Below are 13,308 nucleotides of genomic sequence, written 5' to 3' on the forward strand. Positions count from 1 at the left end.
TGGCACGATGCCGGCACGCGGTGGGGTGGCCCGCTCACGACGCCGCCCCCGCCACCTCCGCCCAGACCTGGCGTTCCGCCCGCCAGGGATCGCGCTCCACGTGGGCCTCCGGCCCCGGCCCGAAGACCATGACCGCCCGGTCTTCCAGGTCGTAGGGCGGCCAGGAAGGCAGGCCCTCGTGCTGGGGGTTGCCGTCCCGGGCAAAGGCGATCCAGGCCCGGTGCATGGTCTGGGCGATGGCATGCCGCTCGGGCGCCGTGCCGGTGAAGCGGTCGGCGCCGGCCCGGTCCAGGGTGTTGAACACGAAGGGAATCTCCAGGGCGTGGCAGGCGCCCAGGACGCCGCCCAGGATCGGCGTGGCGTAGTCGAACCGGTATGCCCAGACGGGCGCCCCCACCCGCGCCTGGGCATCGGCGGTGGCCAGCATCCCGCGGACGAACACGGCGTAGCTCATGAGGGGCAGCAGCCGCCGGCCCAGGGGCCCCTCCCCGCGGCTCCGGTAAAAATCCATCAGCGGCCCGGCGGCGGCGCCCACCACGGCCTCCACCTGCCGGCGCAGGGCGGCTTCGTCATCCCCCAGCCACACGGGGTCCATCAGGGCGAACAGGTTGTACTCGTCCCGGTTGACGCCGATCAGGGTGGCCACGTCCCGCGCCGCCCCGCGCGCCAGGGCGGCCAGCGGGTGCTCGGGCAGCACCGTGCCGTCGATCACCGGCCCCACGGGCAGGCCCGGCCCCAGAGCCGCCAGGGCGTCGACCCAGGCGCGGGCGGGCAGGGTGTAGAGGGCCTCCCGCCGGCCGGGTTCGACCCCGGCATTTTGCAGCACCCGGGCCGCCACCCGGGCGGCCGATTCGGGGCTACGCACCCCCAGGGCGCCCGAGCCGCTCTGCAGGATGGCCCGGTGGAACAGGCCGCGGGCCGCGGGCACCGCCATCAGCACCCCCACGCTGCCCGCCCCCGCCGACTCGCCGAAGATGGTCACCCGGTCGGGATCCCCGCCGAAGGCGGCGATGTTCTCCTTCACCCAGCGCAGGGCGGCCACCTGGTCCAGGATGCCCAGGTTGCCCGAGCCGGCGAAATCGGGGCCGAAGGCCTCCTCCAGGTACAAGAAGCCCAGGGCGCCCAGGCGGTAGTTAATGGTGACCACCACCACGTCGCCTTCCCGGGCGAAGGAACTGCCGTCATACCAGGGGATGAACCCGGCCCCCGTCAGGTAGGCGCCGCCGTGGATCCACACCAGCACGGGCCGCCGGCCCTGGGGCGAAGGAGACCAGATGTTGAGGTAGAGGCAGTCTTCATCCTGGGGCAGGGTGCCGCCGCCGGTGATGTTGCTGATCAGGCGGTCGTCGGGCTGGACGGCGGCGGGGCCGAAGCGGGTGGCGTCGCGCACGCCCTGCCAGGGTTCGGGCGGCTCCGGCGGCCGGAAGCGCAGCTCGCCCACCGGCGGCCGGGCAAAGGGAACGCCCTTCCACACGCACACCGTGCCGTCGGTCTGGCCCCGCAGGGCGCCGTAGCGGGTCTCGACGATGACCTCCTGGAGCCCATGGGCACCGGTCACGGGCCTCTCCCCCCTCGTCGTGGGCGGCAGGTGTTGACAGGCGGGGTTTCCTTCGGCAGCCGGTCGGGAAAGGCCTGCCTGCATCGATATCGCCCGGCGTGTGCGCTAGGGGGGGCTGGCAGGGCCGGCGCGCGGTTCCACGCCCGGTTGCACGCGGGGCAGGAGTGTCCCGCGCGGTGGCCGGGGGAGGCTCGCTGCCGAAGGCAGGAACGGCATCTCAGATCACTGCCGGATGGGGGGATCCATGGCAAGACCTGCCGCCGGCGGGCCTGGCAAGGAGCACCGGGGGGCAGGTAGCCCTTCATGCCGCCGCCTTCACTCGGAGCCGGAGCCGCCACCGCGGCCGGGGTCCGGACCGGCCTGTCCGTGCCCGGCGGGAGCGGCGTCCCCGTCCCCGCCGCCGCCGTCGCCACCACCCCCCTCACCCGTCTGTACGTCAGCGGGTTCGGCGGTCACCCCGTCGCACCACCGGTCGGCCCAGGCCTGGATCGCGGCCACCACCGGCTCCAAGGCCCGCCCCTTCTCGGTCAGCTCGTACTCGATCAGCACGGGCCGCGTGTCCCGCACGTGGCGGGCGACGATCCCGGCTTCCTCCAGTTCCTTGAGCCGCTCCGAGAGCATGCGGTCGCTCATCTCGGGCAGGCTGGCCTTGAAGTCGCAGAAGCGCTTCTTCCCGTTGAGGAGGATGCGCAGGATCAGGCCCGTCCACTTCTTGCCCAGGATCTGCACGGCCTGCTCGTAGCGCGGGCACACTTTGACGGGATCCACGGGCGGTGGCCACCTCCTTTCGCTGGGCCGCCTCGCGCACGATGGCCTCGCTGGCCTGGCGGGCGCGCGGCACCTCTTCCGGATCCGCCCGGTCTTCCGGATCCGTCCGGCCGGCGGCTTGCCCCGGGGGCGGCGCAGGACGCCCTCCAGGCCACCCTGCACCGGACCACCCGGTAGCGGACGCCGATAAGGGCCGGCCCCTGCCGGTAGGCTGCCCCGGGACCTGCCGGGGGACCGGCATCATCCTGGGCGACCCGGTGGCGCCGGGAAACAGGGATGACCGGTGTCACGGCCATCTCCATCGTAGCACTCCCATTGACGACCTGGGAAGCGACACTATAGGATAGAGTTGCTTCATTAAAATAAGTAATGGGCCGTCCGGTTCGTTACTATCCCTTGCGGACGAACCCGGCCCAGGGACGACAGGAGGTCGGGATCGTGGCCGAAGCTGCAGCCACCGCCACGCGGTGGACCATCGACGCTTCCCACAGCACCGTGGAGTTCGCCGTCCGGCACATGATGATCTCCACGGTGAAGGGGCACTTCGGCAAGATCGAGGGCTACCTCGACGCGCCGGACATCAACGACCTGAGCCAGGGCGCCCGGCTGGAGGTGCGCATCGACGCCTCCACCGTGGACACCCGCGAGCCCCAGCGGGACGAGCACCTGCGTTCGGCGGACTTCTTCGACGTGGCCAACTATCCGCATATCGAGTTCCGCAGCACCCGCATCGAGAAGACCGGCGAGAACCGCTACAAGGTCACGGGCGACCTCTCCATCCGCGGCGTGACCAAGGAGGTCACCTGGGACCTGACCTACGAAGGCGGCGGCAAGGACCCGTGGGGCAACCAGCGGGTGGCCTTCCACGCCGAGACCAAGGTCAACCGCAAGGACTTCGGCCTGCAGTGGAACATGCTGCTGGAGTCGGGCGGCGTCCTGGTGGGCGACGAGGTCCGCGTGTCGGTGGACGTCGAGCTGGTCCAGCAGGGCGCGAACCAGGGCTGAGGTCGCAGCCCAAGAGGAGCACCAAGCGGAAGTCGAACCGGAACCCGAACCACGATAGGGCGACCCGGGACATCCCGGGCCGCCCTATCGTCATCCCTCGCGCCTTGAGCCTCTCCCGCCGTCCTTCCCCTTCGCGCTCCGGGGTCCATGTTCGCCCTGCCTACCGGGCCGCACGCCGTCGCTCCTGCCGGCCGCGCCGCTGCGGTCGATCCGGCCGCCAGGATCGACCCGGCCGTTGTAGCCCGTCCGGCCGCCTGAGAAGGAGTCCTCTGCCCGCCACGGCCGTCCGACCCGCCCTCACACCACCGCCGTGGCAGCCGCATGGCCACCGCCCCGCGCTCAGACCTCGATCCGGACCTTGTACTTGCGGAGCCACAGGTCCACCTGGGCCAGGTAGGCCAGCATCTGCGGCCGGCGCATCAGCTGGCCGAACCAGGGGATGTCGAACTCCCCTTCCGCCTCCACCAGCTGCCGCACCGCCGCCTCATCGATCAGCGGCCGCAGGGGCGAGGCAGAATCGTCCAGGACGGAGCGCATCCAGGCCTGCATGGCCGCCAGGTAGGCGGGGTTGAAGGTCTTGGGGTACGGGCTCTTCTTGCGCCAGAGCACCTCCGGCGGCAGGATCCCCTCCAGGGCGTGTCGCAGCAGCCCCTTCTCGCGGCCACTCATCGTCTTGAGTTCCCAAGGCACGTTCCAAACGTACTCCACCAGGCGGGGATCGCAGAAGGGTACCCGCACCTCCAGGCCCACGGCCATGCTCATCCGGTCGTTGCGGTCGAGCAGCACCGGCATCCAGCGGGTGAGGGTCAGGTAGGCGATCTCCCGGCGGCGGGCGGCGGCCGGTTCTTCCCCCTCCAGGCGCGGCACCTCCGCCAGGGCCTCCCGGTACCGTTCGGCCAGGTACTCCTCGGGGCGGAGCCGGGTCCGCAGCTCCGGGTTCAGCACCTGCAGGCGGGCGTTCACCTTCAGGGACCAGGGGAAGGTCCCGGCCTCCAGCGCGTCCTGGCGGTAGAACCAGGGATACCCGCAGAACACCTCGTCGGCGCACTCCCCCGAGAGGGCGACGGTGACGTCGCGCTTGATCTCCTGGCAGAAGAGCAGCAGCGAGGCGTCGATGTCGGCCATGCCGGGCAGGTCGCGGGCCGTCATGGCCGCAGGCAAGGCCTCCACCAGGGCCGCGGTCGACAGCCGCACCACCCGGTGCCGGGTGCCCAGGGTGCGGGCCATCAGGTCGACGTAGGGGGCGTCGGCCTCGGGCTGGAAGTCGTTGGGCTGGAAGAACCGGTCGTTGCCCTCGTAATCGACGGAGAAGGTCCGCAGGGGGTCGGCCTGCCCGACCCCGGCCAGGGCGCGGACGGCCAGGGCGGTGACGGCGCTGGAATCGAGGCCGCCCGACAGCAGCGAGCCCAGGGGAACGTCGGAGACCAGCTGGCGCCGGACGGCGTCGGCCAGCAGGTCGCGCACCGTCGCCACCGTCTCCGCAAGGCCGTCGGTGTGGGGCCGGCTCTCCAGCTGCCAGTAACGGCCCTGGCGCAGGCCGCGCCGGTCGAAGATCACATAGTGGCCGGGCAGGACCTCCCGCACCCCGCGGAAGATGCCGTGCCCCGGGGTCCGGGCGGGCCCGACGGCGAAGATCTCGGCCAGCCCTTCGGCATCGACCACCGGCTCCACGGCGGGGTGGGCCAGCAAGCCCTTGAGTTCGGAGGCAAAGATCAGGCCGGTGCCCTGCTCCCGGTAGAACAGCGGCTTGATGCCGAACTGGTCCCGGGCCAGGACGAGGCGCTGGGCCGGTTCGTCCCAGACGGCGAAGGCAAAGATGCCGTTGAAGCGCCGGGGGGCCTGCTCTCCCCAGGCCAGGTAGGCGGCCAGCACCACCTCCGTGTCGGAGCGGGTGGTGAAGGTGTAGCCCAGGGACTCCAGCTCCCGGCGCAATTCCGCCGTGTTGTAGAGCTCGCCGTTGTACGTCAGGACCACGGGGCCGCCGCCCCGCTCCCGCACCATGGGCTGGACGCCCCCGGCCGGGTCGATGACGATCAGCCGCCGCTGGCCGATGGCCGCGTGACGGGAGACCCAGTGGCCGCGCTCGTCAGGGCCGCGGCACGCGAGGGTATCGGTCATGGTTTCCAGTACGGCCCGTTCCTGGCGCAGATCCCGTTCCCAGTCGATCCATCCCGCGATGCCGCACACGGGCTTCGACCTCCTTCGAGCGGGGGCGGTGGCATCGCCGGGCGGTTGCCCATCGGCGCCGCCGCGCACCCCAGACCGTCAGGCCCACGGTCGACCGGGACGCCCCTTGACCCCGGCCGGTCCGCGCATCCCGGCCCGGCGCCCTGTCTCGGCTTGGAATTGCCTTCGCAGCTGCCCGGGTTCCCCCGGCAGGGCCCGGGCTCCCCCGGCAGGGCCGGCCGTGCCCTCGGTGGGCGGGCCGGGGCAGGTGCCCACCCCGCCGCCTGGGCCATCGTACGCCGGCTCCCCTGGGCCGTGCCTGTCCGTCCTGAACCGCACCTGCGGCGTTCGCCCGTCCAGGGGCGGACGCGGCGGCGGCCGGCCCGCCAGGGTCGCGGTCGACGGTGCTCGTTCGAGCGCTTCCAACCGGCATCTTCTCGTCAGGGGATGGTCAGGGGCGGGTCAGGGCGGGATCGTTGACGGCCCGCCAGGAGGACCCTAGCTTCGGAAGTGAGGTCGACCTGCAGCGTCCCTGCAGGCAGCGGGGGGCGCGCAGGCAGGCCGGGGACAGGACAGCGGCGTCCGCCACGGGCAAGGGAGCCCACCTGCAGCCGTAGCGCTGCGGGTGGGCTTTGCTTGTTGTTGCGGTCCCTGCTGCTGTGCTCGGCTTACAGCTCGTGGGAGGGAGTGAGGGGCATGCCCGAGGCCGTCGGTACCGACGCGGTGGCGGTTGCCCTCAACACGGCGTGGACGTTGTTGGCCGCCTTTCTCGTCTTTTTCATGCAGGCCATATCCCGAGTTTGTCGCCACCGCCGCGACGGCGCAAGAGGTGGCGCCCCTGCCGAGCACACCCGTGATGGCACCGGCTCCGGCGTCCGCCCGTGGCGGCGGCGACTGAATCCAGGGGACATTCCCCACGGCCCCGCACCGGCCCGCAAGGCCACCGGCCTTGCGGGCCGGTGCGTTCTCCCTACCGCCGCCCGCGTCCGGAGCGGCGGGACCCGGTCTCGTCCAGGGCGGTGAACTCGATGATGCTCTGCGCAATCTCGCGCAAGGGCTTGCGGTGGCGCATGGCCGTGTCGCGCAGCCGCTTGTACGCCTCGGATTCCGCCAGGTCGAACCGGTCCATGAGGATGCCCTTGGCCCGTTCGATGATCTTCCGGTCCTCCAGCTTCCGCATCGCTTCGTCCACCATCTCCCGGGCCTGCTGTAGGCGCCCGGCGCCGGCCATCAGCGCCCGGCAGACGGCCACCAGCTGCCACTTGGGGGCGTCGGCGGGGAGCAACGCCCAGACCGGCCAATCCTCGGAGGCCAGATGCTGCCACAATCCCTCGGGCTCCGGGTCCCCAGGATCCACCATCCACAGCACGGGCCTGCCCGTCACCCGGCCCAGGGTCCGGGTGCGCTCGGCGGGGCGCTCGATGCCCGCGGGACGCATCACGAACAGGTCGGCTTGCCGGCGGGCAAGCCACTGTTCCGACGGCCACCCCACCTGCACCAGGATGGACCACCCCGTATCCAGAAGGGCCCCGGGCAAGCGGCCCCCGGGGCCTGCGGAGTCGAAGCCGAACACGATCACTTCCGGCTTGTTCATCCCTTGCCTCCCCGCCTATTGCCGGCTCCACCGGCGCCCCGGCCGGGGACGTCCGCCCCCGAAAGGGGCCGGCCGCCCTGCCGGAGCGCCATGCCAGCCCTGGTGGCACCAGGGCGGGGGCCCGCGTCTCTCTCGCCCGCGTCGCCGCCGTCCCGGCGGCGCAGGGTCCCGCTGCGCCGGGACGCCGCGCCTCCCCGCTATCATACGGCGCCGGTCCGCTCCGGCGCAGCCGCGGCACAGGCTCCCGTGGGTGGGAGGAACCAATGCGGCCGGGACCGTGCTACGGGGAGCACGGTCCCGGCCGGCGCTGGCGACCGATCCATCCTCACCGGCGTGGCCGGCGAGGGACACCAGTGGTATGGAGAACCCGTTAACCCATCAATACTTCGCCAGGTACTCCTGCAGCTCCCACGGCGAGATCTGGGTGCGGTAGACGTCCCACTCGATCTTCTTCGCCTCCAGGTAGCGCGAGGCAACGTGGCTGCCCAGGGCCTCCAGGATCAGAGGATCCTGCTCCAGGGCCCGGATCGCCTCGGCCAGCGAGCCCGGCAGGCTGGCGATGCCGAGTTCTTCCCGCTCGGCCTCAGACATGTGGTAGATGTTGCCCTCCACGGGATCGGGCGGCGTCAGGCGCCGCTTGATGCCATCCAGACCCGCCTTCAGGATCACCGCCAGCGCCAGGTACGGGTTGCACGCGGGGTCGGGCGAGCGCAGCTCGATGCGGGTGCTAAGGCCCCGCTTGGCCGGGATCCGGATCATGGGACTGCGGTTGCGATACGACCACGCCACATATACCGGCGCCTCGTACCCCGGCACCAGCCGCTTGTAGGAATTGACCAGGGGGTTCGTCACCGCGGTGATGGCCCGCGCGTGCTCCATGATGCCGGCGATGTACTGCTTGCAGACGTCGCTCAACCGGTCCGGCGTGTTGGGGTCGTAGAAGGCGTTCTGGTCGCCGCGGAAGAGGGACTGGTGCAGGTGCATGCCCGAGCCGTTCTCGCCGAACAGAGGCTTCGGCATGAAGGTGGCGTGCAGGCCGTGTTGCAGGGCGATGGTCCGGACCACACTGCGGAAGGTGGCGATGTTGTCCGCGGTGGTCACGGCGTCGGCGTACTTAAAGTCGATCTCGTGCTGGGAAGGCGCCACCTCGTGGTGGGCGGCCTCAATCTCGAAGCCCATCTCCTGCAGGGTGAGGACGATCTCCGCCCGTACCTCCTCGCCCTTGTCCACCGGCGCCAGGTCGAAGTAGCCCGCGTGGTCCAGGGTGACCGTCCGGCCCTGCTCGGCGGAGGCGCGTTCAAAGAGGAAGAACTCGGGCTCGGGGCCCACATTCATCACGTAGCCCATCTCCGCGGCTTCGGCCACCACGCGCTTGAGCACATACCGCGGGTCGCCCTCGAAGGGGGTGCCGTCGGGGTTGTAGACGTCGCAGATCAGGCGGGCGGTCCGCCGGCCCTCGCGGGTCTTCCACGGCAGGATGACGAAGGTGGCCGGGTCCGGCCGCAGGTACATGTCGGACTCCTCGATGCGGACGAACCCCTCGATGGACGACCCGTCGAACATTAGCTCGCCGGCCAGGGCCTTGTCGATCTGGCTGGCCGGGATCTCCACGTGCTTGACGGTGCCCAGGATGTCGGTGAACTGCAGGCTGATGGTGCCGATGTTCATGTCGCGGATGGCGGCCTTAATGTCGTCGGGGGACATGTTCTTCACGCTGGTTCCTCCTCTCGGTGGTGGGACAATGCCTGGCGCCCATGCATGTGGTCAGCGCCCGGAGACGGTCGGTGGCGCTGCCCCGCCGCGAACCCCGTCCCTGGCGGCGCTGTGGGTCGTGGGATCGTGGGCCGTGCCTGGCGCCGCGCCCGCCGCCGTACCTTGCACTGCCTCCGGCGGCACCCCTCGCACCCCACCTTCCGGAGCGCCCTTTTGCGGCCACGTTCCTCCGCCCCCAGCGGACAGCAGGACCCGCATGGTGTGGACGTTGTGACCCTGCTGCAAAAGCCACCGGATGCGACGCAGCTGCCGGATGTCCCTGGCCGTCAGCAGGCGTTGCCCGGAAGGACTGCGCGCGAGGCGGATCAGACCCCGGGCCTCGTAGTACCGGATCTGCCGCTGGGTCAGTCCCGTTAGCCGCTCCGCTACGGCCATGGTGTACACGTCCCCTCACCTCCTCAAAAGACAAAGCCCCTGCAGGAAGAACCTGCAGGGGCGTCGTTGCCCACTGGATCGCCGCCACGCCGTTGTGGCAGCTGCGTCATGATCTGGTGCCAGTATATGAGGCGGACGGCCCGGTGTCAATGGTCCCTCGGCTCGGCGGCGTCCCTACGGGTTGTTTCAGCGGGCCGGCGCCAGGCGATCCAAGAACCGCCCCGCCACCGCCACGGCCGGGTTCGGCGTCGCCTCTTCGGCGGCGCCCAGCTGGTGTACGGCAATGACCAGAACATAACGCGGCTCGCCGCCGCCGGCGGGCATCGCCCACCCGGCAAACCACCGCCAGCGGGCACCGCTTTCGCCACCGGCCACCTGGGCAGTGCCGGTCTTGCCCGAAACCATCCAGCCCCGGAGGGACGCCAGGCTGTGGGCGGTGCCCGTGGGGTCCGCCACCACCTGGCGGAGCGCCTGGCGGATCACCTGGGCCGTCTCCGGGCGCGCCGCCCCTTCCTTCCAGATGCGGCCTCCGGGCGTCGTACCGGCCGATGGGCCGGGCGCTGTGCCTTCCCGCGGGCCGGGCGTCGTACCGGACGATGGGGCGGTCGCCGTGCCGGCCGGCTGGCCGGAGGCCGGTTCGTCCAGCAGGAGGCGCGGCCGCAGGATGTCGCCGTCGTGGAGAAAGGCGGTGTACATGGCCGCCAGCTGCAGCGGGCTTACCTGCACCTGCCCCTGGCCGTAGGCGCTGTCGGCCAGTTGGATCTCGCCCTGGATCCCGCCCTCGCCGGCCACCCGGCCCGGCACCACGCCCAGGACGAAGGGCACCTCCTCGCCCAGCCCGAAGCGCGCCAGGCCCCGCTGGAAGCGCTCTGCCCCCAGGGCGAGGCCGACCCGGGCGAAGTAGACGTTATCGGACCACACCAGGGCGCGGATCAGGTCGACGCGCCCTGACGGGTGGGGCACGCGGCGGACGTAGTAATCACCCCACGAGGCGTCCTTCTGCCACTGCTCGGGGCTTGGGCCGAAGTCCGTGTCGGGGGCGATGACGCCCTCATCCAGGGCCACGGCCGCGGTGAAGGGCTTGAAGGTCGACCCCGGCGTCAGGGCGGCCAGGGACTTGTGATAGAGGGGCGAGCGGGGATCGTCGCTGAGCTCCTGCCACTCCTCCGCGGTGATGCCGTCCGCCAGCCGGTTGGGGTCGAACCCGGGCCGGCTGGCCAGGGCCAGCACCTCCCCCGTTGCCGGGTCAAGGACCACCGCCGCCGCCTGGCCGTCCAGTTGGCCGCTGCCCCTTCCCCCTGCGCCGGCTCCGGCGGAACCCAGGGTTTCGTCCAGGGCCCGTTCCACCGCCCGCTGGACGTCCAGGTCCAGGGTCAGCTGCAGGTCCCGTCCGGCCTGGGCCTCGCGGCGGGCGATCTCGGGACCGTCGCTGCCGTCCGCCCGCTCGATCCAGATGCGCCCGCCCCGCCGGCCCCGGAGGTCTTCCTCCAGCGCCCGTTCCAGGCCCTGCTTGCCGATGCGGTCGTTGGTGCCGTACCCGGCCTGCCGCCGCTCGTCCGTCAGCTCCTCGGCGGTGATGGGGCCGGTGTAGCCCAGGGTATGGGCGGCCAGGGCGCCGTGGGGGTACCACCGGGCCGTCTCGCGGCTGGAGCTGATGAGGACGCCGGGGACGGCCAGCAGGTCCCCCTCCGCCGCTTCCGCCCGGGATTCCGGCCAGGTCACGATGGGGACGAACAGGTCGTCCCGGACCCAGGGCTGCGCCAGTTGCTTCTCCACGGCTACGGTGGAGATGCCGAGCACCTGGGCCAGCCGTTCGGCCGAGTCCGGGGCCATCTTGCCGGGGACCAGGCCGATGGTGCGGGCCGGTTCGTCCAGGGCCAGGGGCCGGCCCTGGCGGTCCACGAGGCTGCCCCGCCGGGCCGGCAGGCTCTGGGCCCGCACCTTGTCACCTTCCTTGAGGTCGGGGAAGATCAGGGCCGGCATCCAGCGGACGCGCCAGCCCTCTTCCTCCCGCACCAGTTGGGTCTGGTACTCCTGGGTGAAGGCGCCGGCCAGGGCCGTCTCCCAGCGGGCGGTGAAGGACAGGGTGACCTGATCCCCCTCCGGGCGGAAGTCGTCGGGCACGTGCACCTCCGCCGATAGACCTGTGCGCTCGATCCCCTCTTCGATGCGGCGATAGCGATCGGCGAAGTCGTCCTGGGAGACGGCCTCGCGGCTGGCGGCATCCAGCAGGGCGTACATGGCGGCATAGTCCTGCCGCTGCCAGGCGTCCAGGTACTGGCGCAGGATGGCGTCGGGACCCGGCGCCCGGCTGCAGCCGGCCAGAAGCAGGCTGACAAGCAGGGCCAACAGCAGTCCGAGGACAGCGGCGCCGGCAGCACGCGACCGGAGCCCCCACGGCAGGCGGGGGCTCCGACGGGCGCCTGCCGGCCCATCGCCGCTGGAACCCCCGCCGGCCAGGCCAGGCGGGACACCACGGGCCAGCCCCGCCCATCCCCCTCCGGACCGGAGTATCTTCCGGCCGGTTCGCCGCACGGTTCGCCGCGCCGCGTATCCAGCCGCTACCACACCATCAGGTTGCATCACCGGTCCCCCCGGGGCGCTGGTTCCCGCCCGCCGCCGGAAGCCCGGCGGGGACGGTATCAAGCCATGCCCGCAGAAACCGCATCAACATGACGGCTGTCTCAGCACGGGTCGCGGGCAAGTGAGGATTGAGCCGTCCGGTGCCGTCACCGCGTACCATGCCCGCGGCCACAGCCGTCGCCAGGGGCCGCTCGGCCCAATTGGGAATCGCCAGCCGGTCCCGGAACCTCTCCAGGACCTGTTCGGAACCTACCCCTCCGCCTGTGTCCGCCCGCGAGGCTGGCCCTCCTCCTGTAACTTGCGCTGCATAGGAGCCTCACCCCCGACCGGCGCCTGGCCCTCAGCCCGAGCCGCCTCAGCCGGGATAGTCTCCGTACCCTCGACTACGTGGACCGTCTGGGTCGGGAAGGCGAAGTCGATGCCCTCTTCACCGAAGCGGCGGTAGATGGCCAGGTTGATGGTGTGCTGGGTGTCCATGTAGAGCATGTAATCCGGGTCCGTCACGAAGTAGACGAACTCGAAGACCAGGGCGGAATCGCCCAGTTGTTTGAAGTGGCCGCGGTCGAAGCGCACGTGGGGCTGGGATTCGATGATCTCCCGCACCATGGCGGGAATGCGCTCCAGCTTCTCCACGGGCGTCCCGTAGGGCACACCGAGGCGAAACTCCACCCGCCGCTCGGCCATGCGCTTCATGTTGCGCACGCGGCTCTTGAGCAGGTCGGCGTTGCTGAAGACGATCTCCTCGCCGGTCAGGGCGCGAACGCGGGTGGTTTTGATCCCCACATGCTGGACGGTGCCGGCAAAGTTGTCGACCACGATGAAATCGCCCACGACAAAGGGCTTGTCAAGCACGATGGAGAGGGAAGCAAAGAGATCCCCCAGCACGTTCTGCAGGGCCAGGCCCACCGCGATGCCGGCGATGCCCAGGCCGGCAACCAGGGCGGTGATGTCCATGCCCAGCTGCCGCAGGACCACCAGGATGACCACGGTCCAGAGCCCGACCCGGGAGAGCAGCTGGGCACCGGCCAGGGCCGCCGCCACCTCTTCGTCGTCACCGCGGGCCTCGAAGGCCCGGGTCAGGAAGAAGCCGATGGCGTAGTTGGCCCAGAGAGCCACCTGGAGGATCAACACGATGGAGGTGATCTGGCGGATGCGGAAGGCGACGGGCTCGGGGATCAGAAGAGCCTGGGACCCGGCCCACACGGCCACCGCCAGCAGGGTGAGGAACCCGGTGCGGCGCTGCAGCAGCTCGACCAGGAAGTCGTCCCAGGCACTGGCGGTCCGGCCGGCCAGGTGGGCCAGTCGCGCGGCCAGCCGGTCGCGCAGCAGCAACAACACAAGCAGCGCCGCCACGGCGATGCCCAGGGCCACGAGCCAGCGCCAGACAGGGTTGCCCAGGATGGGCCAGCGGGTGAAGGGTGCGGCGGCCATGGCCAAGAGATCCATCTCGCCCGTCACGGTTCCACCTCCCCACATACCATCCTTC

Annotated in this window: 9 protein-coding genes and 1 pseudogene; 1 reads left to right on the top strand and 9 read right to left on the bottom strand. The window is 71.2% G+C overall.

Annotation, left to right across the window (positions count from 1 at the left end):
* Positions 1-34 precede the first annotated feature (34 nt).
* Both ACZ5T9_RS10970 and ACZ5T9_RS10975 read right to left on the bottom strand, forming a co-directional pair.
* Entirely contained in the window at positions 35-1,558 is a 1,524-nt protein-coding gene (locus tag ACZ5T9_RS10970; RefSeq protein WP_464833115.1) for a carboxylesterase/lipase family protein, read from the bottom strand.
* Positions 1,559-2,023: 465 nt separating this feature from the next.
* Positions 2,024-2,326: pseudogene (locus tag ACZ5T9_RS10975) on the bottom strand (winged helix-turn-helix transcriptional regulator); the annotation flags it as partial.
* Positions 2,327-2,764: 438 nt separating this feature from the next.
* Between ACZ5T9_RS10975 and ACZ5T9_RS10980 the strand changes: the two are divergent.
* A complete protein-coding gene (locus ACZ5T9_RS10980) occupies positions 2,765-3,331 on the top strand; it encodes a YceI family protein (protein ID WP_464833116.1) in 567 nt (188 codons plus the stop codon).
* Positions 3,332-3,670: 339 nt separating this feature from the next.
* Here the strand turns inward: ACZ5T9_RS10980 and asnB are convergent, their stop codons facing one another.
* The 7 genes from asnB to ACZ5T9_RS11015 all read right to left on the bottom strand — a co-directional run bounded on the left by asnB (position 3,671) and on the right by ACZ5T9_RS11015 (position 13,280).
* On the bottom strand, positions 3,671-5,518 hold the full coding sequence (asnB, locus tag ACZ5T9_RS10985; protein ID WP_464833118.1) for an asparagine synthase (glutamine-hydrolyzing): 1,848 nt from the start codon (positions 5,516-5,518) through the stop codon (positions 3,671-3,673).
* 949 nt (positions 5,519-6,467) lie between these two features.
* The gene (locus tag ACZ5T9_RS10990; protein ID WP_464833119.1) at positions 6,468-7,091 is read right to left on the bottom strand and encodes an ANTAR domain-containing response regulator; all 624 of its coding nucleotides are present in this window, start codon (positions 7,089-7,091) and stop codon (positions 6,468-6,470) included.
* A 378-nt stretch (positions 7,092-7,469) separates the two neighbouring features.
* The gene (glnA, locus tag ACZ5T9_RS10995; protein ID WP_464834444.1) at positions 7,470-8,795 is read right to left on the bottom strand and encodes a type I glutamate--ammonia ligase; all 1,326 of its coding nucleotides are present in this window, start codon (positions 8,793-8,795) and stop codon (positions 7,470-7,472) included.
* Between the two features lie 60 nt (positions 8,796-8,855).
* Positions 8,856-9,239: a MerR family transcriptional regulator gene (locus ACZ5T9_RS11000; RefSeq protein WP_464834445.1), complete on the bottom strand. Its 384-nt coding sequence runs from the start codon at positions 9,237-9,239 to the stop codon at positions 8,856-8,858.
* Positions 9,240-9,425: 186 nt separating this feature from the next.
* Positions 9,426-11,588, bottom strand: coding sequence for a penicillin-binding transpeptidase domain-containing protein (locus ACZ5T9_RS11005; RefSeq protein WP_464833120.1), 2,163 nt, complete (start codon positions 11,586-11,588; stop codon positions 9,426-9,428).
* Positions 11,589-11,811: 223 nt separating this feature from the next.
* Positions 11,812-11,994 carry a hypothetical protein gene (locus ACZ5T9_RS11010; RefSeq protein WP_464833121.1) on the bottom strand — a complete coding sequence of 61 codons (183 nt, stop codon included), beginning with the start codon at positions 11,992-11,994 and terminating at the stop codon, positions 11,812-11,814.
* A gap of 77 nt (positions 11,995-12,071) precedes the next feature.
* Positions 12,072-13,280, bottom strand: coding sequence for a mechanosensitive ion channel family protein (locus ACZ5T9_RS11015; RefSeq protein ID WP_464833122.1), 1,209 nt, complete (start codon positions 13,278-13,280; stop codon positions 12,072-12,074).
* Positions 13,281-13,308: the final 28 nt, after the last annotated feature.

The sequence above is a fragment of the Thermaerobacter nagasakiensis genome, assembly GCF_055396825.1.

Coding starts and splice junctions, on each gene's coding strand:
- ACZ5T9_RS10990 (WP_464833119.1), bottom strand. CDS start 7,091: ATGAACAAGCCGGAAGTGATCGTGTTCGGCTTCGACTCCGCAGGCCCC.
- glnA (WP_464834444.1), bottom strand. CDS start 8,795: ATGTCCCCCGACGACATTAAGGCCGCCATCCGCGACATGAACATCGGC.
- ACZ5T9_RS11000 (WP_464834445.1), bottom strand. CDS start 9,239: ATGGCCGTAGCGGAGCGGCTAACGGGACTGACCCAGCGGCAGATCCGG.